We start from the raw sequence: 21,173 nt of genomic DNA on the forward strand, positions 1-21,173 counted from the left end.
GCAAAGCAAACGGAATGTAACATTTAACCACTGATAAAGCGTCTAAAACTCCTTTGTAGTGCGCTTTTTGGCAAAACGTTTTGCAATCGCTTAAATGGACTGCTGTTCCATTTGACATGGAACCCTATTCCATCTTATCTGGAACAATGTTCCAGCTTATATGGAAGGGTATTCCAGCTTATGTGTAACAAAGCCGAGGGACAGAAACTGTAGTTTTATCGCTTTGTTCTAGGTTCGGAATTTGCGGTTAAACGAATTTCATGAACTTGTAAAATGAAGGATAATAAGTGTTTTCAACGCAAGTCGGTTAAATGATAAGAGGTGTATTTAGCCGTAAATTGTGGAAAGAGAATAGGCGGAAAAGATTGTTGTGCTTGTGCTAGCGCTTATATGCCACTTCATATTAGGCATAAAAAACACCAATCCCCCGATTGGAAGTAAAAAACAATCGGGGGATTAGCGTTAATATTTCATCTAGATGGAATGTTGCAGATGCAAGGTTGTACAAGCATACCCGCAACATGAAAAAAGATATAGGAGAAGGCCTTAATCCTTATCTAAATATAGCGATGCTGCCCTAACGCGCGAAAGGGTTTCGGGAGTCATCTGCAAATAGCTAGCTACATATACCAATGGAGCACGTAAAACAACTTGCGGAGAGAGTTTGCAGAGCTTCAAATAGCGGTCTTGAGCCGTTTCGAATCGCAACATGTCGGCATGTACTTGTGAAATAATCAGGCTCTCTTCCAATATCTTTCTGTACAATATCTGGATGTTCACGTTGTGCAATGCCACCTTTTCCAGCTCATGTTTGGGCATGGCATAGATAAGCGTAGGCTCGAGTGCTTCCAGTTGTAAGTTGGTGGGTTTCTCCTTAAAGAGACTTTCTATACACATCACAATGCTGTGTTCCACCCCGAGATACTCGGTAAGCTCCTTGCCATTCTTATAGTAGAACTGGCGAGTTAGGCCACGTTCCACGTAATAGATATGCTCGCAAACGTCGCCTTCTTTGAGAATGAGTTCCCCCTTGGCAAACTTCATCGGCACCAAGACGCTCTCTAATATATCGAGTTCGTCGTGGGTCATGGTGCTATACTTTCGCGCCAATTCGCGAGCGATGTCGCGTGTTGAATTGTTGAGTTCTTTCATTTCTCCACTCCTTTCTTCTCTCTTGCAGTTGGTTTAGTCGAGTTTCAGCACGGCTAAGAAAGCCTTTTGCGGAACTTCCACATTTCCAATCTGCTTCATTCGTTTCTTTCCTTTTTTCTGCTTTTCCAATAATTTACGCTTTCTACTAACGTCGCCACCATAACATTTGGCTGTTACGTCCTTTCTAAGGCACTTCACCGTCTCGCGTGCAACAATCTTTGCACCGATGGCAGCTTGTATGGCGATGTCGAATTGCTGTCTGGGTATAAGCTCTTTCAGCTTTTCGCACATTCGGCGTCCAAAGGTTGTGGCGTTGTCGAAGTGGGTAAGCGTAGACAATGCATCGACGGCTTCGCCATTCAGCAATATGTCGAGCTTCACCAATCGCGAGGGCCTGAAGCTGTCGACATGGTAGTCGAACGAGGCATAACCTTTGGAAATAGACTTCAACTTGTCGTAAAAGTCGATGACGATCTCGCCCAGTGGCAACATGAAATGCAGTTCAACGCGATTGCCACTAACGTATTCTTGGTTGATAAGTTCACCGCGTTTGTCCATGCAAAGCTTCATTATCGGGCCGATGTAGTTAACGTTGGTGATGATAGAAGCCTTGATGTAGGGTTCTTCGATGTGGTCGATCATCGTGGGGTCGGGCAACCCCGAGGGGTTGTGCACCTCACGTTCGTTGCCCATCTTGTCGTAAACCATATACGAAACGTTGGGCACCGTGGTGATGACATCCATGTTAAATTCGCGGTCGAGCCGCTCTTGTATAATCTCCATGTGGAGCAATCCCAAGAAACCACACCTGAAACCGAAGCCCAAAGCCACCGACGATTCGGGCGAGAACGTTAGTGAAGCATCGTTCAATTGCAGCTTCTCGAGCGAGGTTCGTAAGTTTTCGTACTCTGAGGGTTCAATGGGATATACGCCAGCAAACACCATAGGTTTCACTTCTTGAAAACCCTCAATGGCCGATTGGCATGGCTTGTCGCGATGGGTAATGGTGTCGCCCACCTTCACTTCTTTGGCCTCTTTTATTCCACTGATGATATAGCCCACCTCTCCGGTATGCAATTCTTGCTTGGGCACCATGTCCATCTTGAGCACACCCACTTCATCTGCAGCATATTCCATACCAGTGTTGAAGAATTTTACGTTGTCGCCCTTGCGTATTACACCGTTCAACACCTTGAAGTAGGCGATAATTCCACGGAAGGAATTGAAGACGGAGTCGAAAATTAACGCTTGTAATGGGGCGTTATCGTCGCCTGTTGGGTGGGGTACCCTTTCTACAACGGCTTTAAGTATATCATCAACACCCTCGCCGGTTTTACCTGAAGCGCGTAAGATGTCTATCTTTTTACAGCCCAATAGCTCAACAATTTCGTCTTCAACTTCCTCTGGCATGGCGCTTGGCATATCCACCTTGTTGATGATGGGGATAATTTCCAAGTCGTGCTCGATGGCCATATAGAGGTTTGAAATGGTTTGCGCTTGCACGCCTTGCGTAGCGTCTACCACCAGTAATGCTCCTTCGCAGGCTGCGATGCTTCGCGAAACCTCGTAAGAAAAATCCACGTGTCCCGGGGTGTCGATGAGGTTAAGGATGTAGTTCTGCCCCTCATGCTGGTATTCCATCTGTATGGCGTGGCTCTTGATGGTGATACCCCGCTCTTTCTCCAAGTCCATATCGTCGAGCATTTGCCCGCCTGTTACTTGAATGGTTTTGGTAAATTCCAGCATACGGTCGGCCAAAGTAGACTTCCCGTGGTCAATGTGTGCGATGATGCAGAAGTTTCTTATATGGTTCATTCCTGAAAAAGAAGATTTATTTTTAACGGCAAAGTTAAGTATTTTAATCGGGATTTTGGTGCTTACGACTATAATTTTGCCAAATAATAGCTACCTTTGTACAAAACAAAAGAAACGATGAGAAAAATATACATCCCATTATTGGGTGCGGCTTTATTTGCCGCATGCCACGAAAGTATGGAAAAACGGGCGCAAAGAGAAGCCAAAGAGTACACGGCGAAGTATTGTCCCACGCCCGCTGTCAACTATACACGCACGGATAGTGTGGTGTTTTACCCCGAAACTAAAACCTATCATTACTATTGTTCGTTTGTAGACAAGATGGACGATGCCGACATTATCAATAAGAATAGGCAGCTAATTGACGACATGTTGCTTAAATCGATTATCGAATCCACGGAATTGAAGCCCTTCAAGGAGGCTGGTTTCACCTTCGCCTACACTTGCCATTCGGACAAGAACCCGCAAAAGGTGCTGTTTGAAACGAAGTACACGAAGAAAAGATATTAACACTTGGGCCAACAAGCACTTGTCTTGTTGGCCCATTTGCTTGCCTGTTGTGCAAGTTATGAGTAACCTTTACAACAGAAAGTATAATATTGACGATAGCATTTTGCCACGTTTGTTTATATGGCAAGGGTAAAATGCAGTCTGTTAATCTTTATTCAAGGCCGAAAGTAGTATCTTTTCGGCATTCTCTACACGTTCTCTTGTCGGACTATCGACGTGATCTAGTGTATAGTTTAGTCCCAATTTCTGCCACTTATATGCTCCCATCGAGTGATAGGGCAACACTTCTATACGCTTAACGTTGTGCAAGGTCTTGATGAAATCGCGCAAATCGTGTAGATAGGTGTCGTTGTCGGTGATGTTTGGAACAAGCACGTGGCGTATCCATACAGGCGTTTGAATTTGCGACAGATAGCGGGCGCAATCCAATACGTTGGTGTTTTCCCACCCAGTAAGCTTCTTGTGTTCTTGATTATCTATGTGTTTGAGGTCGAGTAACACCAAATCGGTGAGACTCATCAGCTTGGTGAACTTGGAGAAGAAGGGTTCTTTGCGCGTAAAAGGTTGTGCAGCAGTGTCAAGGCAGGTGTTTATGCCTAGCGCCTTTGCCTTTTCGAAGAGTTCGAGCATGAAGTCTATTTGCAGTAATGCCTCTCCCCCACTCACCGTTATACCGCCTTCCTTACCCCAGTAGGCACGAAAGCGTAATGCCTGCTGTAAAAGTTCGTCGGCCGAACGCATGTCGTCAGACTTCATTGTCCATGTGTCGGGATTGTGACAATATCGGCAACGCATCTTGCATCCACTTAAAAAGATGATGAAACGAATGCCTGGACCGTCTACAGAACCAAACGACTCGATGGAATGAACATAAGCCTTACGGGGTGTTGCCTCGTTAGTCGCGTTCGTGTTTGTTGGAACAAATGTGTTATTGTTTTCCATTATTTATCCTGCTGGGCATTATAAAGCCCTTATTAATGTTGTTCGCTAATTGCAGATGTGATAAGATGGTGAACGGCGTTTTTAGAAGAAAGTCCCTCCACGGAAAAGCGCGGAGGGACTTATATATGGCTGTAACGCCATTCTTTTTATGCCAGTTTGCTGTGCGCCTGACGTGCAATAACGTCGAGTTGCTGCTCTTTGGTCAGGTCGATGAACTTAACTGCATATCCACTTACGCGGATAGTGAAGTTGGCATACTCCTCTTTTTCGGGATGTTCCATGCAGTCGATGAGCTTCTCAACACCAAATACGTTCACGTTAAGATGGTGTGCGCCTTGGTCGAAATAGCCATCCATCACGCCAACAAGCGTATTTACGCGCTCCTCTTCATTGTGACCGAGGGTGCTGGGGGCGATAGTCTGTGTGTTGGAGATACCATCGAGCGCATATTCGTAAGGCAATTTGGCCACCGAATTAAGCGAAGCCAGCAGTCCGTTCTTCTCTGCACCGTACGAGGGATTAGCTCCTGGTGCCAGAGGAGCACCTTCGGGGCGACCGTCGGGCATGTTGCTGGTGAACTTACCATAAACAACGTTCGAAGTAATGGTAAGGATACTAGTGGTGGGTTCTGAGTTGCGATAGGTTTGGTGCTTACGAATCATATTCATGAACGTCTTCAACAGCCACACGGCAATGTCATCGGCACGATCGTCGTCGTTACCATAGCGTGGGAAATCGCCCACCGTTTCGAACTTAACAGGGAAGCCCGTGTCGTCGCGAACGATGTTAACCTTGGCGTATTTGATGGCGCAAATGGAGTCGACCACATGACTAAAACCTGCAATACCTGTTGCGAATGTGCGGCGAACATCTGTATCTATCAATGCCAATTCAGCTGCCTCGTAGAAGTATTTGTCGTGCATGTAGTGGATAAGGTTAAGTGTGTTGACATAAACGCCAACCAACCATTCCATCATATCCATGAAACGGGGCATGAATTCTTCGTAAGTTACAACGTCGCCAAGTATCGGACGGAGGGCAGGACCGCATTGTTCGCGGGTCTTAGAGTCTACACCGCCACTGATAGCGTATGTAAGACACTTGGCCAAGTTGGCACGTGCACCGAAGAATTGCATCTCCTTACCCGTCTGTGTGGCCGAAACGCAACAGCAAATGGAGTAATCGTCACCCCAAACAGGACGCATCACGTCGTCGTTTTCATACTGAATGGAGCTTGTTTTCACAGATATTCTTGAAGCATAGCGCTTGAAACCTTCGGGCAGACGCGAGCAATAGAGCACCGTGAGGTTAGGTTCTGGCGATGGACCCATGTTTTCGAGGGTGTGAAGGAAGCGGAAATCGCTCTTCGTAACCATCGAACGACCATCTTGTCCCATACCTGCCACTTCGAGCGTAGCCCAAACAGGGTCGCCAGAGAATAACTGGTTGTAGGCGGGAATACGAGCGAACTTCACCATGCGGAACTTCATCACGAGGTGGTCGATAAGTTCTTGCGCCTCGGCTTCGGTGAGTGTGCCTTCGTTAAAGTCTCTTTGGATATATATATCAAGGAAGGTGGAGATGCGTCCAACCGACATTGCTGCGCCGTTTTGTGTCTTAATGGCACCCAGATAGCCAAAGTAAAGCCACTGAACAGCCTCGCGAGCGTTGTTGGCAGGTTTTGAAATGTCGTATCCGTAAATTTTCGCCATCTCTTTCAGTTCTTTCAATGCCTTGATTTGCATTGATATCTCTTCGCGCAAACGTATGATATCTTCAGTCATAACGCCACAACCGCAGTTTCGTTTGTCTTTCTCCTTCTCGTCGATAAGGAAGTCGACACCGTAAAGAGCAACGCGACGATAGTCTCCAACGATACGTCCGCGACCGTATGTATCAGGCAAACCAGTAAGAATATGATTGTGGCGAACGAGCTTCATCTCGTCGGTGTAAGCATCAAAAACGCCATCATTGTGTGTTTTACAGTATTTAGTGAAAATCTCGTGTAGTTTTTCGGATGGTTGGTAACCATAAGTCGTGCAAGCTTGTTCGGCCATATGGATGCCACCATAAGGCATAAAGGCACGTTTGAGGGGTTTATCGGTCTGAATACCTACAACCTTTTCGAGGTCTTTAGTGTTGTCGCCGATGTAGCCAGGACCGTAAGCTGTCATTCCCGAGACCACTTCGGTCTCCATATCTAGGACTCCTCCCTTGGCGCGTTCTTCCTTTTGAAGAGCTTGCAGCATACCCCAAAGTTTGTTGGTGGCATCTGTTGGCTCGGCCAGAAAACTCTCGTCACCATCGTAAATGGTGTAGTTGTTCTGTATGAATTCACGTACATTGACTTCATCAAGCCATTTCTTTCCTGTGAAGCCTCTCCACTCTTGTCTCATTTTTATTAAATGTTTGTTTGACATAATGTGCCGTGAAGCACAAAAACATTGCAAAAAAACTGCTTAATGGCAGATTTCGGATGCAAAGTTACATCTAAAAGCAGAACCAAACAATACTAACTTATAAGTATTTTGTATTTTATACAAAAGGGGATGCCCTACCCTATCTGCCTATCAATCAACGAATAAAATACAAAAGTACACCAAATATGGTGTCCTAGTGAATGATTTAGATGGAATAAACATAAAGGAGTGGATAAAAGTAAGCGCAACTAGCGCTAGACGTGTTAAAAGAATAAGATAAGAAATGGTTGTAATTGCCTAAACCATAGGCCAAAAAGGAATGGTTAAAATAACAAAAATGCCTAGTTGGTAGTCAAATGAAACACATTATTAATTAGGCTTCGTTTGACTACCAGCCAAGCATATACCTGCATATATTTACTGTTAAAGGTAAGCGGTAACGCTTTATACAAGTTTGAAACGAACGCGGAAAGTGCGTGTGGGTTCGTCCCAATTGGTGCCCAACATCACAAACTTGCCAATTTGTCCTGTGGAACGGACATGCTTGCCGATGCAAGGGCAAGTGTCGAAGTCGCCAATTCGAACAATACGCACAACATTAGAATAGTCGTCGGGAACGCGATCAAGGTCGATTCCTTCGGGCAAGTCGTACCTGTCTACAAGCTCGTATGTAACAGGAAGGTCCTCTTCTATCAGCTCGTTCATGCGCCTTTCTATTTCCTTCTCATCTTGTCGCGAAGGCTTTCGGTCGAGTGTGTAGCTTATCTTGCTTTTCTTTCGCTCCACATGTGCATTGGTCGAGCGACCGCAGTCGAACATTCTAATCATCACTTGGTTAAGCAAATGCTCGGCCGTGTGTGCTGGCGGGAACTCATCCTTATTGTGCGTGCACAGCAATAGTTCGTCGTCTTTCATCTTGGTTTTAAACTTAAATATTCTGCCATTATATGGAGCGAGGGTCATTGGAATCTTTCCGTCACGACTGAGGCTTTCTATTGTTGTTTCGCCTGTGAGCAAATCTATTGCGCCAAATCGTCCTTCTGGCAATTGCAGATAGTCGAACGCGTGCCCCGGAATATTTACCTGCACGCTATCGGTATCGCCAGAGAAGTTAACTGCAATCAAAAGCAACTCGTCTTGCCACTTTCGTAGAAAGGCAAAGTGTTTTGCTGGGTTGAAATTGTCTGATTGAGGATTAACATACATCAGGTCGAAGAACAGTCCTTTGCCTATAGCCAATTCACCACGCGCTATGCGAAGGATATGCTGATACTGCGCATAAATCTCGTTTTCGTGGGCAGAAAGCTGTTCGCGGTCAAAGTATCCACGATAGATAGAGCCAACTGTCCAATAGTCGAAGATGGTCGTGCGCCCGTCAACACCACTAAACCCTTCGTTCTCCATACCTACCTCGCCAAACTCCTGACCAGCATATATCAGCATGGGATTACGTTGCAACAAGGCCGACACTATTAAAGCAGGTATCGCCCGTTGTGCATCGCCACAGAAAAAGGGACTTGCTATGCGTTGTTCATCATGGTTTTCAAGGAAGTAAAGCATGTGCTTGCCAATGTCGTCGAGTGATTGCCACTGGTAGGTGATGGCAGATGCATGACTTTCTTGGCGTACGATGCTCTTGATACAATCGTACATGCCAACCTTGTCGTAAAGGTAATCGAAGCCGGATTGTACATAGACGCGGTATTGAGAAGGGTCGTACACCTCGCCAATGACGATAACCTGAGGGTGATTTTCTTTTAATATGCTGGTGGCATATTGCCAAAAGGCTGTTGGAACCATTTCAACCATATCACAACGAAATCCATCTACGCCAGTCTCAGCCCAAAACAGGAGGATGTCTACCATCTTCTTCCAAGTGTTGGGCACAGGAACGAAATGCTCGCTACGTCCCCCTGCGTCGCAATAATCGATGCCGTAGTTCAGCTTGATGGTTTCGTACCAGTCGTTAATGCCTGGATGATTGTCAAAACGATCGTTACCTGTTGCCTTAGCAGGTTGTTCATGGTAAATGTTACCTGCGCTATCGGTGAGCGATATGGAAGGTTCGAACGGCTTTCCCCAACAATAATAGAAGTTATTGTTTGTAGAAAAATGCAGGCTGGTGTCGTCGTCTTCGCCCAAGTCTACCACGCCATTCGGGCAACAGACCGACTTATATTGGCGTGCAACGTGGTTGGGTACGAAGTCAATAATTACCTTCATACCACATTCGTGCACCCTTTGCACCAGGGCTTTGAACTCTTCGAACCGATGTTCAACATCTACGGCCAAATCGGGTGATACGTCGTAATAATCGGTAATGGCGTAAGGCGATCCCGCCTTTCCCTTCACAATGGCACTGTGTTGTGTGGGAATGCCATACGCAGAGTAGTCAGTTTGCGAGGCATGGCGTATGATTCCCGTAAACCAAATGTGGCTAATGCCCAGCTTATGGATGCGTTGCAGAGCCTGTTCGTCGAAGTCGTTCATCTTTCCACAACCATTTTCGACAATCGTCCCCCACTTCTTGTTAGTGAGGTTACGATTGCCGAAAAGTCGTGGAAACACTTGATATATAATAATCTTGTTGTTCACGATGGTGTGTTTGTTCCAAAATAGGAATGCTAAAGGGCATTCCCGTGTGTCGGTTATTCTATACCGTGTGCCGTAACGTCCTTGTCGATGCGGCCAATCATACCTTGTAGAGCTTTGCCAGGACCACATTCGGTGAAATCGTTAGCACCGTCTTTGATCATGTTTTGCACGCTAGAGGTCCATCTTACTGAGCTAGTAAGCTGTGCTATGAGGTTTTTCTTAATCTCTTCAGGTGCTGTGTGAGATTGTCCATCAACGTTTTGGTAAACGGGACATTTGGGTTCGGCAAACGTCGTGTTCTCAATGGCGGTCTGCAATTCGTCTTTTGCAGGTTGCATTAGGGGCGAATGGAATGCTCCGCCTACCTTTAGGGGTAGTGCACGCTTTGCTCCAGCTTCTTTAAGAAGTTCGCAAGCTTGGTTAACGGCATCGATATTACCCGAGATAACAAGCTGTCCGGGGCAGTTGTAATTAGCAGCAACCACCACATTGCCTGTTGTGCTTACCTGTTGGCAAATCTTTTCCACGGTTTCGTCGTCCAATCCAACAATGGCTGCCATTGTTCCGGGGGCTACCTCGCATGCTTTTTGCATAGCCATAGCACGTGCATAAACCAAACGCAAGCCATCTTCGAAGCTCAATGCGCCTGCTGCAACTAATGCGGAGAACTCACCCAAGCTGTGTCCTGCAACCATTGCGGGGGTAAATTCGTCACCCAGACAGAGGGCAGAAATAACACTATGCAAGAAAACTGCAGGCTGAGTGATCTTCGTTTCTTTAAGTTGCTCGTCGGTTCCGTTGAACATAATGTCCGTGATACTGTAACCAAGAATGTCGTTGGCCTTATCGAACAATTCCTTTGCCAAAGGCTTCGAGTCGTATAGGTCTTTGCCCATACCTGCAAATTGCGCTCCCTGACCAGGGAAAACGTATGCTTTCATACCGAATTTAATTTGTTGTTATAATTGATTTAAAATTCTATGGTGCATTCTAAAAAAATCCCCATTCGGCACAAGTCCGTATTAATCGGGAGGCTCTTCACTGGCTTTTTGACTTCATCTAGCATTTTTGCTTGTGCTTTCTGTGGTTCAGTCAACCACGTTCTTTCAACAAATGAGCGAAATATGCTTAGATATAGCCTAAAAAATCAGCAAAGAAATCTTAGAAACTCGCCATTTTGCAAAATTAATACTTTTCTTTCAACTCTGCAAATTATCGGTAAACGATGCTTGTTTGCTGTTTACAAAAACCACTCATTATTATATAGAGCAATACGAAATGCCACGGAGCGAAACGTAAAGAATGGTGGACAAGACATATAAATACACTTCTTGGCGTGACAGGAAATTATAGGAATAAGGATGAAGGATAAAGAAGTTAGGCTGCCGTTTATGGCACGACGCATGCGGATTTCACTAGCATCAGCTTATATATAAATGGTATGAATGTTGCATGAAATTCGTATTGACAAGCTGGTTAGTAAGGGATGGTGAAGTGTTTTCAAAACTCCAGCTGTTTTGCATCTGACATGGAAAACGTCATCATGTTGTGGTTGTGTCGTTATAGTATAATTAATAGGACATCATTACTTTGCGCGAGTTCGGGATAAAGCACAATTGTTACGCCAACTGCAATGTAGCACTAGGTAGCAAGATTGTCATTTCTTTATCTCTTCAGTCTTGTTCAAAAGGCATGGTGTCTTATCCCGAACTCTCCAAATAACCATTCCGTCATTCGCATTTTTATAGTTCAGAAAATGCGCTTTCTATGCCTTGATTATGCATGATTAGATTATCCGCCGTGTTATATATGTTTTGGACGGCTGTTCCATCTTATATGGAATGCTGTTCCAGTTGAACTGGAATACCATTCCAGCTAATCTGGAACAGGGGTACATCTTAGCTGTAACAAAGCAGAAGTTTAAAAAGTTCACTACAAGAGTTTGTAAGGTGGTGAATGAAAGCTGGCGTTTGGAGGTATGAAAGGTGAGTTGTTGATGATATTGTAATATTGAACACGCATACATCATGCTAGCAAAGGAAACGTAGACAATGGTTTATTGAGTCTCCTTTTATTAAAGCCCAATGTAGAGCATGTCACTAGGAAGTGTGCATAGAGTGGTAACTTGCTTATAAATCAAAACCCCGATTGACCTACAGGACAATCGGGGTTCATATAGATTTGCTTTACAGTGCAAAATTATTCAGCAGCGGGAGCTTCTTCAACCTCGGCCTTAGGAGCTTCCTCTACGGCCTTAACGGCAGGTGCTTCTTCTTCAGCGGGTGTTTCAACCACAGCATTTTCAGCTACAACCTTTACAGGAACGACAATCTCTACCTCCTTGTGGAAGTGAACAACTGCCTCGAAATCGCCAACACGCTTTATGTCGCGCATGGTGATGATCTTCCTGTCAACCTCGATGCCTAGCTTCTTCAGTTCCTCGGCAACAGTGGCGGCGTTAACCGAACCATATGTTGCGCCAGTAGCAGAAACCTTAGCTTCGATAACGAGGGCAACGCCTTCGAGAGCTTGTGCCTTCTTCTCTGCCTCGGCCTTGATGGCTGCGAGCTTGTGTGCTTGTTGCTTCAGATTTTCGGCAAGAACCTTCTTAGCCGACTCAGAGGCAATAACAGCCTTACCCGTAGGGATGAGATAGTTACGGCCATAGCCGCTTTTAACGTTTACAATATCGTTCTTATAACCTAGCCCGATAATGTCTTCTTTCAGTATTAATTCCATTCTGTTCCTCCTCTTTCTTATTTCATCAAATCGGTTACATAAGGAAGCAACGCTATTTGGCGTGCGCGCTTAATGGCTTGAGCCACGCGGCGTTGGTATTTGAGCGAAGTGCCAGTGATGCGACGGGGCAAAATCTTACCCTGTTCGTTAAGGAACTTCTTGAGGAACTCGGGATCCTTATAGTCGATATATTTGATACCGCTCTTCTTGAAACGGCAATACTTCTTCTTTTTGGTGTCCACCGACGGTGGGGTCAAATAGCGAATTTCTGATTGCTTGTCTGCCATGTTTAAGCCTCCTCTAATTTTTTAGTCCATTTGTGCTTTCTCTTCTCGGCATATTGTACGGCGTACTTGTCGAGCTTCACTGTCATGTGACGGATTACCTTCTCGTCGCGGCGATAGCCAGTTTCGAGCGATTTAATCACTTCAGGCTCTGCTTTGAATTCCAACAGGCAGTAGAAGCCAGTTGATTTCTTCTGAATAGCATAAGCCATCTTTTTCAATCCCCAAGCCTCTTCGTTCACGATCTCTGCACCCTTATCGGTGAGGAGCTTCTTGAATTTAGCGACCGTTTCCTTCATCTGTTCATCAGACAAAACGGGAGTCAAAATGAAAACGGTTTCGTATTGATTCATACTAAAAATGTAATTAATAAATGTTATTTTGCAAATTGCGGTGCAAAGGTATTGATTTTTATTGATTTAACCAAACCTTTTTTGTAATTTTGTCTTCACATAGAATTGATTATGAGGAAATTTTATCCATATATCGGCCTTGCGATGGTTTGCATTGGCGTTATTGTCTTTCTTGTTAGCTATTTTGCAAGATGGACACACACGAACCTTCCACTCTTTGTGGGATTAACTTTTGTGGTTGCGGGCGCCGTGATTCATGTTGTTTGGCAAAAGAAATCTAGTGAATATTAGACGCGCTCGTCTGCTTGTCGGTTGGCCAATAAGCGTCAACGGGACGCAGGTAGGTTTTACCGTGCGCCCCGTTAAAATGGAAAGCTAAGGTTAAGCTATCTATTTATTTACTCCACTTCGGGTGTAATCAACTTATATCCTTTACCATGAATGTTGATGATTTCGATATCATCGTCGTCCTTCAAATGCTTACGCAACTTGGTGATATACACGTCCATTGAGCGTGCATTGAAATAGTTGTCGTCTATCCAAATGGTTTTTAGGGCGAAGTCGCGTTGCAGAATTTCGTTGGCGTGTGAACAAAGCAGTGCCAAAAGCTCATTCTCCTTGGTAGTGAGCTTGGTTTGCTTGTCGCCAATGGTAAGCAATTGCTTCTGCGTATCAAACACGAACTTGCCTATATGGTATAAGGTGTTCTCCTTATTCTTCTTTCCGCGTACACGGCGCAATATGGCTTCTACACGGAAAACAAGTTCTTCCATCGAGAAGGGCTTGGTGATATAGTCGTCTGCACCAATCTTGAAACCTTCCAGAATATCTTCTTTCAGTGTCTTGGCCGTCAAGAAGATGATAGGAATTTCAGAGTTAGCCTGCCTTATTTCCTGTGCCAGTGTAAAGCCGTCTTTCTTTGGCATCATTACGTCTAGCACGCAAATGTCAAACTTTGTTTTTAGAAATGCCTTGTAACCAGCTTCGCCGTCAGGACAAAGTTCGGCCATATAGCCCTTAGCCTGCAAGTACTCACGAAGCAACATTCCTAAATTCTCATCATCTTCGCATAACAGGATTTTCAATTTCTCGTCCATACTTTAATCTTTTATTATTGGTAATTTTATCGTAAACTTTGTTCCCTTGCCGTATTCGCTCTCTACAGAGATCTCGCCTTTGTGTACGTCGATCATCTTTTTGACGTAGGCGAGACCCAATCCGAAACCTTTCACGTTGTGAAGGTTGCCTGTATGAACACGGTAGAACTTTTCAAACACTTTTTTGAGGTTTTCTTTTTTTATGCCGATACCTGTATCTCGTACAGAGAGATATAGGAATTCGTCGTCGTTCCATGTGCGGAGATAAATGTCTAAGGGGCCATCGGGCTTCTTATATTTCACCGCATTGTCCATCAAGTTGAAGATGGCGTTTTGGAAATGCATTTCATCTACATAGATGGTAGAGTCGATTGCCTCTATCTCCGTATATATCTTGCCGCCCGTATGTTCGACTCTCAACGTGAACGTGTTGGCAATGTTCTCTACCATTTCGTTAAGGTCAAGCTGTTTCATGTTGAAAATAGCTTTCTTCTTATCGAAGAGCGACATCTGTAAAACCTTCTCAACAAGGAAGCGTAGACGTTTCGATTCGTCATTAATAACGCCTCCAAGATGTTTCATCATGCTCTCACTCTTCGTTACGCTCTTGTCGTTAAGCATTTGTGCGGCAAGCGAAATGCTACTGATTGGCGTTTTTAGCTCGTGCGTCATGTTGTTAATGAAGTCGTTACGCATCTCTGTGTAGCGCTTCTGACGGAAGATAACCACGATGGTGAAGATGAAAGTAATCAGCAGAACCAAAGTGAATATAACTGATGGGATAACGAAACGTACGCTCGAATAAATGTAGCTATTCATATCGGGGAAGTGTATCTTCACCAAACCCATCTTTGATGCGGGGTCGTTTCTGAACAACACTTGTGAGTAAGAGTATTCTTCGCCCTCGTCCGAATAGTCGGAGCAACGATAAATCTCCCTGCCGTCGGGTGTGGAAACCGTGAAATGGTATTGTAGGTTTATGCCGTTGCTCATCAGCTCATTCTTCAAGTCTTGGTCTAGCGACTTAAAGTTGATGCGCTCTTTCAGTGGACGCTCAGAGGCCGAATAAAGAATGGTGTACACCACTTCATCTAACAGCGCACGTTGGTAAACGTATCTGTTCTTTACCACTTCTTGCATGGCCTTCGATGCTTCTGAAAGCGAATTCTTATCGCTCCTCAAAATCATGGCCTTGGGCATCTGCGAGGGCTTGGTGGTTATGGTTTTCAGTTCGAAAGACGTGTACATCATGCCGCCTTTATCGCCTATCGACAGTTGGTGCGATCGCTGGTAGGCACCATCCGGCTGACCGTTTTGCCCGCCAATAGAGTCGTTTGGGGCATTTTTATGCTCGGTTTCATTGATGTCTTTTTCAAGATAGCGAAGCGTCTCGTTGAGCTCCATGTTTCTAGAAGCCTGGTATAAAGCACGATTTACGGACTCGTCAAACTGCTCCTTCTTCATGTCCGCCATCTCCTGAATATACTTCAGTTGCACGAACAGAAGGGCAAGGAAGGATGTCCCCATAATGATGGCTATTGTCCAAATCGTTCTTTTCTTCATGCTTGCAAAATTAACAGGATATAGATCACAACTCTATGGTTGTGTTAAAAACATTTCTTGTTTTTGAATATGTTAACAGAAAGGCGGGTACATAAGTGAATATAAGCAACTAACTCTTGTTTTCTCTATGGTAATGAGGCGTTTTTCGAATGGTATTAATCCCTGACAGCCATAAAGTATGACTGCCAGGGATTTGTGTTTTATGAGTTTAATGCAGAACTATTCTTCTTCATCAACCAGTTCTGCCTCGTGTTCCTTGATAAGCTCTTGCTGTATTTCGTTCGGCACAAGTTCGTAACTGGCGAACTTGGTGATGAACGAGGCACGTCCACCCGTGAGCGAACTCAATGAGATAGAATAGTTAGACAGCTCTTTCAAAGGAATTTTGGCCATCAGTTTTTGATAACCCGCTTCGCTATCCATACCCATTATGAGGGCGCGACGACCTTGCAAGTCACTCATTACGTCGCCCATGAAGTCGTCGGGAACGTAGACTTCAAGGTCGTAAATGGGTTCTAGAATTTTCGGACCTGCAGCTTTGAAGGCGTCAGAGAATGCACGACGAGCGGCCAACATGAACGAAAGTTCATTAGAATCCACAGGGTGCATCTTGCCATCGTACACTATTACACGTACATCTCGTGCATAACTGCCTGTTAACGGACCATGTTCCATACAGTCCATGATGCCTTTCAAAATGGCTGGCATAAAGCGTGCGTCGATGGCTCCACCAACAACCGAGTTGATAAATACTAGCTTACCACCCCACTCTAACGGCAATTCTTCCTTGCCCTTGATGTTCATCTTCACATCTTGACCATTTAATTTATAGGTAGTTGGGTCGGGCATGCCCTCTGCATACGGTTCGATGATGAGGTGAACTTCACCAAATTGTCCTGCACCACCACTTTGTTTCTTATGGCGGTATTCAGCGCTTGCCGACTTGGTGATGGTTTCGCGATAAGGAATCTTTGGCTCTCCAAACTTCACTTGTAGCTTTTCGTTGTTCTCCAACCGCCATTTGAGTGTTCTAAGATGAAATTCGCCTTGCCCATGAACGATGGTTTGCCTTAGTTCCTTGCTTTGTTCAACAACCCACGTTGGGTCTTCCTGATGCATTCTCAGAAGCGCAGCCATCAATTTCTCAGTATCTTGGGTATTAACGGCCTTTATTGAGCGCGAATATTTTGAGTTGGGGTATTTGATAAAGTCGAATTTGTTGTCGCAGTCCTTAGTGTTGAGGGTATTACCAGTCTTTACATCTTTGAGCTTAACGGTACATCCAATGTCGCCCGCATTGAGTTTGTCGACGGCTATGCGGTTTGCACCAGCGCAAGCGTATAGCTGACCGATACGTTCTTTCGATCCTCGGTCGGCGTTGGTCATGTCATCGCCCACCTTTACACATCCGCTCATCACCTTAAAGTAGGACACTTCACCGATATGTGGTTCCAATCCTGTCTTAAAGAAATAAATTGAAGTGGGACCCTCTGATGCTGGATTAATCTCTTCGCCACGCGTATTATGCAGCTTAGGCATTTCGTTTACGAACGGAACTACGTTACCTAAAAACTCCATAAGTCTGCGTACACCCATGTCTTTTCCTGCGCACACGCAGAATACGGGGAAAATGCTGCGTGTAACGAGACCTTTACGGATGCCTTCGCGTAGTTCGTCTTCGGTAAGTGTTTCGCTTTCGAAGAACTTTTCCATTAGTCCTTCGTCGTTTTCTGCAGCTGCTTCAACCAGAATTTTATTCAAAGCCATAGCCTTTTCCTTCTCTTCGGCTGGAATATTTTCAATCTTAGGCGAACCACCATCAGCGCTCCAAGAATACTTTTTCATGGTAAGTACGTCAATGATGGCATTAAATCCTGGTCCTGTTTGTGTTGGATACTGAATTTGTACGCACTTCTCGCCATAGATGTCTTTCATCGTTGAGATGATGTTATCGAAGTCGCATTTGTCCGAATCCAGTTGGTTTACGAGGAAGATAACGGGCTTTTTAAGTTTGTCCGTGTACCTAAAGTTGTTTTGTGTACCAACTTCGGGACCGTATTGCCCATTAATTAGGATCACAGCAACGTCTGTAACGTTCAGTGCAGTTATTGCTCCGCTCACGAAATCGTCTGCTCCGGGGCAGTCGATGATGTTTAGCTTCTTGTTGTTCCACTCAACATGGAATACCGTCGGGAAAACCGAGTAGCCATATTCCTGTTCTACTGGGAAGTAATCGCTCACCGTGTTCTTTGCTTCCACCGAGCCACGGCGTTTGATCACACCACTACCAAAAAGCATTGCCTCGGCAAGAGTGGTCTTGCCGGAACCCGCACTGCCCACCAGGGCAATGTTCTTAATTTCGTTCGTCTGATAAACCCTCATATCAAAAGATTTAAAGTGTTAGTAATCTCACGTTTCATGGAGAAAAGCATCGTTGCCTTTTCCGCCGTCTAAGATAGATATTTTATGCCACTCCACCAAAACATAGCCCTGTTAGTGTATAGAATTTAAAACATTTTAGTACTTTTGCTCTCAAAAAGAAAAATATGGCTGGCATTTACATACATGTTCCTTTCTGTGCAAGCAGATGCATCTATTGCGGTTTTTACACCACAACCACCCTCTCGAGCCAAGACCGCCTTGTGCGTGCGCTATGTGCCGAGCTGGATATGAGGCGTGATTACCTGCTTGATAAGGTTGCTCCGACATCGTCAATCACGATAGATACCATCTATCTTGGTGGTGGTACGCCATCGCAACTTAGTCAAGAAAATCTACTCCGATTATTTGATGCTATATATAATAAGGTGGAACAGGTGCCAACCTTTCACATTTCGCCTACTGCTGAAGTAACGATGGAGTGTAATCCCGATGATCTTACCCCCCAATTTGCCCAAACCGTTGCCCGTCTGCCCGTTAATCGTGTTAGTATGGGTGTGCAAACTTTCTCCGACGAGCGGTTAAACTTCTTGCGCAGAAGGCACAAGGCTGCCGACATTCAGCCTGCCATACAAAGGCTTAGACAAGTAGGTATCAGCAATATCAGCATTGATCTTATCTTCGGATTTCCAAAACAAACGGTCAATGAGTGGGCTACCGACTTGCAAAAGGCCATCGAGTTAGATGTGGAGCATATTTCTGCATATAGCTTGATGTACGAAGAAGGTACCCCTCTGTTCCGTCTTTTGGAGCAACAACGTGTGTCGGAGATAGCCGACAGCCAAAGCCTAGACATGTTTAACTTACTTGTCGACACCCTCACGACCAACCATTACGAGCATTATGAAATAAGTAACTTTGCCCGCGAGGGGTTCAGGTCGCGTCACAATGCCAGTTATTGGCAGGGCATACCCTACCTAGGACTTGGCCCATCGGCCCATTCTTACGATGGCAATTCGCGTCAGTGGAACGTCCCAAATCTTCGTAAATATATGGATGCCATAGAAAACGGTATGGTGCCAATGGAAAAAGAGACGCTCGATGAAGACACAAAGTACAACGACTGGATAACAACAGCACTCAGAACAAAGGAAGGGCTGGATCTTAACCTGCTGAGCGAAGCACATCGTGAATATCTTTTGCGAGCAGCCGAGCCCCATCTAAAGGAGGGGAATCTCGTACTAACTAACAACAACATCGCACTTTCGAGGGCGGGTATCTTCATTAGCGACAGCGTAATGAGCGACCTTGTGAAGGTATAAACACAGCTTAACTTAAGGTTAAGACCTTACATTCTAAGTCTTTATCACACATAAGTTGACGTCCTTAATTGTGGTAAAAGTTCCCAAACATTTATCTCATGACACCGCACAAATAGAAATCCCCAATCGGCCCAGCAGACCAATTGGGGATTTTCCATGCGTTATTCGAAGTCAAGGTTTGTTGTTCTGCAGCCTCGCATTGTCACGATAACCCATCAAGAGGGATATACCGTGAGGCATGCAAGTCGTAGCATTACAATCCCAGCGACTTCTTAATCTCTTCTATTTTCTCGTCTGCTTCTCTATTGCAGCGTTCGTAGCAACCCGTGCATTTCATTTCGCCCTTTACTTCAAGGTAGAATTTAATCTTGGGTTCCGTACCCGAAGGACGTACAGAAACCTTCGTTCCGTCTTCGCAGAACCATTGCAGCACGTTGCTTGTTTCAGGCATGTCGAGCTTTGTTACCACCCCATTACTATCGGTTTGTTGCAAAGTCTGGAAGTCTTTGCTAATAGCCACCTTTGAGCCAGCAATCTCCTTGGGTGGATTATTGCGATAGTTCTCCATCATGGCTTTAATTTCGTCTGCCCCACTCTTGCCAGGCTTCACCACATTAATGGTAAATTCCTTAGAGAAACCATACTCCAAGTAGATGTCCATCAACAGTTCGTAAAGCGTCTTGCCTTGGTCTTTGGCATAAGCGCATATCTCTGCCAAGAGTGAGCATGCTGAAACAGCGTCCTTGTCACGAACAAAGTCTTGTGCCATGAAGCCATAACTTTCTTCGCCACCACCGATATACTTCTGCTTTCCTTCCGACTTGCGTATCTCGTTTGCAATCCATTTGAAGCCTGTATAGCAGTCGCGCATCTCGATATTGTTCTTATCGGCAATCTTCTTGATCACCTCAGTAGTAACGATGGTCTTCACAATAAAATCGTTGGGCTTCATCTTACCCGTCTTAATGCGGTTGGTGATGATGTAGTAGAGGAACAACAAGCAAGTTTGGTTGCCGTTGATGAGCACCCATTCACCCTTATCGTTCTTGCAAGCCATACCCACACGGTCGGCATCAGGGTCTGAAGCCATTACTATATCGGCGTCAATCTCCTTGGCATCGCGCAAAGCAAGGGTCAGTGCCTCACCATTTTCGGGGTTCGGACTAACAACTGTGGGGAAGTCTCCACTTCTTACCATCTGTTCTTTTACACAATGAACATTGTCGAAGCCCCATAGCTTAAGCGACTGAGGAATAAGCATCATGCCTGTTCCGTGTAGTGGTGTATAAACGATTTTGAGGTCTTTTTGGCGTTCGATAACGGCAGGGTCGATGCTAATAGTCTTCACCATATCGAGATAAAGCTTGTCAACCTCTTCGCCGATGATTTCTATCAACTCAGGATTACCCTTGAATTTCACGTCGGCCACTTTCACTTGGTTTACCTCGTCAATAATACCCTTGTCGTGCGGAGCCAAAACTTGCGCGCCATCTTCCCAATAAGCCTTGTAGCCATTGTACTCGCGGGGGTTGTGGCTAGCCGTAATATTCACGCCGCTTTGGCATCCAAAGTGCCTGATAGCAAACGAACACTCGGGTGTTGGGCGCATATCGTCGAACAGGTACACCTTAATCCCGTTGGCCGAGAATATGTTTGCTACCGTTTCAGCAAACAATCGGCTATTGTTTCGGCAGTCGTGGCAAACGGCCACCTTAATAAGTGGCAGGTTGGCGAAATTCTTTTTCAGGTAGTTAGCCAATCCTTGCGTTGCCATACCCACAGTGTAGATATTCATTCGGTTGCTACCAGCGCCCATGATACCACGCAAGCCACCCGTTCCAAACTCCAAGTCTTTGTAGAAAGCATCGATAAGACCCGTCTTATCGGCATTTTCCATCAGTTCTTTCACTTCTTTCCGTGTTTGTTCGTCAAACTCGGGAGCAAGCCATTGTTCGGCTTTTGCCTCGCATTGAGCTATCAGTTGAGCGTTATTCTCCATAAT

15 protein-coding genes are annotated in these 21,173 nt (G+C 45.2%); 2 read left to right on the top strand and 13 right to left on the bottom strand.

The genetic code is table 11. The annotated features are described in order from the left end of the window. Nucleotides 1–546: 546 nt before the first annotated feature. A complete protein-coding gene (locus tag F453_RS0101385; RefSeq protein ID WP_009235464.1) occupies nt 547–1,152 on the bottom strand; it encodes a Crp/Fnr family transcriptional regulator in 606 nt (201 codons plus the stop codon). Nucleotides 1,153–1,185: 33 nt separating this feature from the next. Further along, a complete protein-coding gene (gene lepA, locus F453_RS0101390) occupies nt 1,186–2,967 on the bottom strand; it encodes a translation elongation factor 4 (RefSeq protein ID WP_018966390.1) in 1,782 nt (593 codons plus the stop codon). Nucleotides 2,968–3,084: 117 nt separating this feature from the next. Here lepA and F453_RS0101395 point away from each other — a divergent pair, with 117 nt between their 5' ends. Beyond that, entirely contained in the window at nt 3,085–3,477 is a 393-nt protein-coding gene (locus tag F453_RS0101395) for a DUF8479 domain-containing protein (protein ID WP_025789811.1), read from the top strand. A gap of 144 nt (nt 3,478–3,621) precedes the next feature. Here F453_RS0101395 and pflA read toward each other — a convergent pair whose 3' ends face one another. From pflA to fusA2, 10 genes are all read right to left on the bottom strand, one after another. Further along, nucleotides 3,622–4,419: a pyruvate formate-lyase-activating protein gene (gene pflA, locus F453_RS0101400; protein WP_018966392.1), complete on the bottom strand. Its 798-nt coding sequence runs from the start codon at nt 4,417–4,419 to the stop codon at nt 3,622–3,624. A gap of 146 nt (nt 4,420–4,565) precedes the next feature. Further along, nucleotides 4,566–6,815, bottom strand: coding sequence for a formate C-acetyltransferase (gene pflB, locus F453_RS0101405; RefSeq protein ID WP_025789810.1), 2,250 nt, complete (start codon nt 6,813–6,815; stop codon nt 4,566–4,568). A 468-nt stretch (nt 6,816–7,283) separates the two neighbouring features. Beyond that, nucleotides 7,284–9,434: an alpha-amylase family glycosyl hydrolase gene (locus F453_RS13985; protein WP_018966394.1), complete on the bottom strand. Its 2,151-nt coding sequence runs from the start codon at nt 9,432–9,434 to the stop codon at nt 7,284–7,286. Between the two features lie 53 nt (nt 9,435–9,487). Then, on the bottom strand, nt 9,488–10,375 hold the full coding sequence (gene fabD, locus F453_RS0101415) for an ACP S-malonyltransferase (RefSeq protein ID WP_025789809.1): 888 nt from the start codon (nt 10,373–10,375) through the stop codon (nt 9,488–9,490). A 1,258-nt stretch (nt 10,376–11,633) separates the two neighbouring features. Beyond that, a complete protein-coding gene (gene rplI, locus F453_RS0101420; RefSeq protein ID WP_018966397.1) occupies nt 11,634–12,173 on the bottom strand; it encodes a 50S ribosomal protein L9 in 540 nt (179 codons plus the stop codon). Nucleotides 12,174–12,190: 17 nt separating this feature from the next. Beyond that, the gene (gene rpsR / locus F453_RS0101425) at nt 12,191–12,460 is read right to left on the bottom strand and encodes a 30S ribosomal protein S18 (protein WP_009229459.1); all 270 of its coding nucleotides are present in this window, start codon (nt 12,458–12,460) and stop codon (nt 12,191–12,193) included. 2 nt (nt 12,461–12,462) lie between these two features. Beyond that, nucleotides 12,463–12,810: a 30S ribosomal protein S6 gene (gene rpsF, locus F453_RS0101430; RefSeq protein WP_009235475.1), complete on the bottom strand. Its 348-nt coding sequence runs from the start codon at nt 12,808–12,810 to the stop codon at nt 12,463–12,465. Nucleotides 12,811–13,208: 398 nt separating this feature from the next. Then, nucleotides 13,209–13,907, bottom strand: coding sequence for a response regulator transcription factor RprY (gene rprY / locus F453_RS0101440; protein WP_018966399.1), 699 nt, complete (start codon nt 13,905–13,907; stop codon nt 13,209–13,211). Nucleotides 13,908–13,910: 3 nt separating this feature from the next. Next, the gene (locus F453_RS0101445) at nt 13,911–15,470 is read right to left on the bottom strand and encodes a sensor histidine kinase (RefSeq protein ID WP_009235478.1); all 1,560 of its coding nucleotides are present in this window, start codon (nt 15,468–15,470) and stop codon (nt 13,911–13,913) included. A gap of 219 nt (nt 15,471–15,689) precedes the next feature. Beyond that, nucleotides 15,690–17,852 (bottom strand): elongation factor G2, encoded by a 2,163-nt coding sequence (gene fusA2 / locus F453_RS0101450; RefSeq protein WP_018966400.1) that lies wholly within the window; start codon nt 17,850–17,852, stop codon nt 15,690–15,692. Nucleotides 17,853–18,016: 164 nt separating this feature from the next. Here fusA2 and hemW point away from each other — a divergent pair, with 164 nt between their 5' ends. Then, nucleotides 18,017–19,171 carry a radical SAM family heme chaperone HemW gene (hemW, locus tag F453_RS0101455; protein ID WP_018966401.1) on the top strand — a complete coding sequence of 385 codons (1,155 nt, stop codon included), beginning with the start codon at nt 18,017–18,019 and terminating at the stop codon, nt 19,169–19,171. Between the two features lie 253 nt (nt 19,172–19,424). Here the strand turns inward: hemW and F453_RS0101460 are convergent, their stop codons facing one another. Beyond that, nucleotides 19,425–21,170 (bottom strand): phospho-sugar mutase, encoded by a 1,746-nt coding sequence (locus F453_RS0101460; RefSeq protein WP_018966402.1) that lies wholly within the window; start codon nt 21,168–21,170, stop codon nt 19,425–19,427. Between the last annotated feature and the right edge of the window lie 3 nt (nt 21,171–21,173).

This window comes from Hoylesella loescheii DSM 19665 = JCM 12249 = ATCC 15930, assembly GCF_000378085.1.
Taxonomy (GTDB): Bacteria; Bacteroidota; Bacteroidia; order Bacteroidales; family Bacteroidaceae; genus Prevotella; species Prevotella loescheii.